3 protein-coding genes are annotated in these 2,787 nt (G+C 33.8%); all 3 read right to left on the minus strand.

The window, feature by feature from the left end; translation table 11 throughout:
- Positions 1 to 86: 86 nt before the first annotated feature.
- Positions 87 to 806 (minus strand): hypothetical protein, encoded by a 720-nt coding sequence (locus tag VPNCDNU1_RS00255; RefSeq protein WP_104398491.1) that lies wholly within the window; start codon positions 804 to 806, stop codon positions 87 to 89.
- A gap of 790 nt (positions 807 to 1,596) precedes the next feature.
- Entirely contained in the window at positions 1,597 to 2,064 is a 468-nt protein-coding gene (locus tag VPNCDNU1_RS00265) for a hypothetical protein (RefSeq protein ID WP_104398493.1), read from the minus strand.
- 241 nt (positions 2,065 to 2,305) lie between these two features.
- Positions 2,306 to 2,626, minus strand: a complete 321-nt coding sequence (locus VPNCDNU1_RS00270) for a hypothetical protein (RefSeq protein ID WP_201797094.1) — start codon at positions 2,624 to 2,626, stop codon at positions 2,306 to 2,308.
- Positions 2,627 to 2,787: the final 161 nt, after the last annotated feature.

A 2,787-nucleotide genomic window follows, 5' to 3' on the forward strand; every position in this document is an offset into this window, starting at 1 on the left:
ATAAAGTACAACAATCAACGTTAACAAATAATTATGACAATGGATTTAAAGCCGATTCCAACTATAAAAAATTAGAAATATAGTGACTAGTAATTAATGTTCGATTTTATTTTCAAAGCATTTTTATGCCAATTATCCCACCATATATAAAAGTAGAGAAAAAAGTAAATCAGAAAAAAAATGGTTGTTATAGTTATACTTGTCTTTAAGGTCCAAATATCACAAACCAAAGATATAATCAAAAAAATCAATGAGAAAGATGAATATAATAGAATGTAAATTAAAATTTGAAACCAACTTGGACAATCTCCATAGTCTGAGATCACATCTCGTTCTATCAAATACCGCATCAATCCCCAAATTACATTATACAACATATAAACAAAGATTAGCACTGACAATGATTTTGTCCAAAAAGAAACATCTTGGGTCTCAACCATACTAATTAGAGGATAATAGAGAAAGACATGAACAATTACCGCTACTAAAAAAACAAGCAAAAATGCACCTTTAAATAAAGCGCTACTTGAGGATATAGCTTTTTCATTATCAGGGTTAAGCCATAAGTAAGATTCCGCTGCTGTGACAAAGTAAACTACCAAAGTGAGTATTGAAAGGACTATACGTGGAAAGTCCATATGACTTTCGACAATTGCTGGAAGCAACCCTGATTTGGTAACCTCTGTAATCATAAATCCAAAATAAACAGAAGTCACAAACCACATTGTTTGTGCTATCTTAAATTCTGAATATATATTTTCTTTTTGTTTTCTTTTTCTATTTGTCGTTTTTCCATTATTTATCATATGGATAATTTCTTTTTACTAAATTATACTTACAATCTAAGTCCACCAATGCTATAAAAAAGTTAACGCTCTATTTATCACACTAACTTATTTGCACCTTTCCTACTAATCCTAGACTTCAGCTTCTTCCTCTCTCTAACATGCTTCATCTGAATAATTCCACGTGTAAAATCACGTTGAACTATCCACAAAACCTCAAATATATATATAGGTGAATATATAAGGTGTTGAGCCTGAGTTGGAAGACCCGAAATATTACCAAAAGAGCCAATCTTTATAAAAATAATATAGAAAAATATACACATTATGAACATTGTTAAGTAGAAATATGTTCGTACAATATGCCAAGTAACGTCATATGGGTTGATTGCAATTAATAAGTACTTTCTAATTTTATTAATTTTTCTAATTCGATGTACTCGCTTAAATTTGGATGGAAGGCTTCCAATACCATTTACAATAAAACTACCTAGCTTTCCTACATAAGATGAAAAGATCGCTAGAATCAAACTTAATAATACTGGTATATCTGTTATAACATCCAAAAGTTCCATCGTTATGAAGCTCATTATATTTACATCAAAGAATTATTAAATAAAGAAATTTTATTCGATACTATCTTGAATAAAATTAACACCTTAAAAAGTACATTCAATCTATATTAAAATCCTAGCTTGCTGCATTAATGTATCGTACTCATATTTCATCAATAATGGACCTAATAAACCTCCCAAAATTGGTCCCCTGCGTATATACTGTGTAAGGATACATACAGTATATGTATTTAACTTTAAATTTCAGCTAGTGACTTTGAGCAACTAACACTGAAATTATGATTTTCTTTCGCAACAAGAGTAACTTGTACAAATAATTCTTTTTGAATTTGTAATGCATCACTCTCGGATAAGCTTGGCCATAATATTTTAGGTATGTCAGAGGAAATACCTAAAGAACTAAGTTTCTTAAAGCTTTCATTGCAAAATTTATCCGTGATTTTTTTTGCTCTCTCGTACCCTTGAACATCAACACCTAGCCTATTACCGTCTTCTAACACTGTAAGATAAGGAAGATCTCTTTTATTTCTGTCCATTTTAGCCATTAAATTGACGGCAGCTACTAGTGATTTCAGCTGGTTTTTTCCTGCATCATACATGCTCAAAGGTGTAGATCTTAATTCCATCAAAACATTGGTTTGAGACAAAACTGATGGAGAAAGAGAAACAGCTAAAGAAAGCATCAATAATTTAAATTTAATCATTTAGATCTCAGAACAAATAAAAATCCCATAATACTATCAATCACCCCCCATACTCAACTTGATGCACCATTTTTTTTATGTGACCCTCAAAATGGATTGTTAACAAAATCAATATTTTCTTTTACTTGTAGGAAAATAACTTAGCTCAAGAAATGACTTGTCATACAAAGATTTAGTATCAGAACAGTTAGTATTCGAAATCCAAACTAGAGAAACAAAATCTTCTGTGCTGTAGTATTAACTAATCACACTCCTCCAACAAAGTCCTAACCACCTGAATGGCTTCCCCGGACTTGATTAATGCAGCGTCACAGCGATACACCTGCCAACCGAGTCGCATGGCTTCAGAGTATTTTTTGAGATCGTCCGAAAACCCTTTTCCTCTTGTATGACGACCATGATTCCAGCCACCACCTTCAATTTCTACAGCGAATTTCTGGAGGCTCCAGGCAAAATCAAATCGCCATTGCCGCACTGGGTGAAAACGAAATTCCGTCTCCGGCACAGGCAATTTCAATGCTCGTACCTGCAAGGCAAACTCCGCTTCAAGTCGACTCATCATGGCTATTCCTAAACCCAAATCGGCACTTCAGCTCTTGTATGATTTCCAGCGAACGATCTCGGCTAGTGGGTGAGCCGACAGGTCTCTCAGGCAGCGCTTTGGGTACTACCCCTTCAAATGACTCCCCTGCTATCACCCGTTTCAGAACTTGCCCATAGCAC

Source organism: Vibrio penaeicida (assembly GCF_002933855.1).
Classification (GTDB): domain Bacteria; phylum Pseudomonadota; class Gammaproteobacteria; order Enterobacterales; family Vibrionaceae; genus Vibrio; species Vibrio penaeicida_A.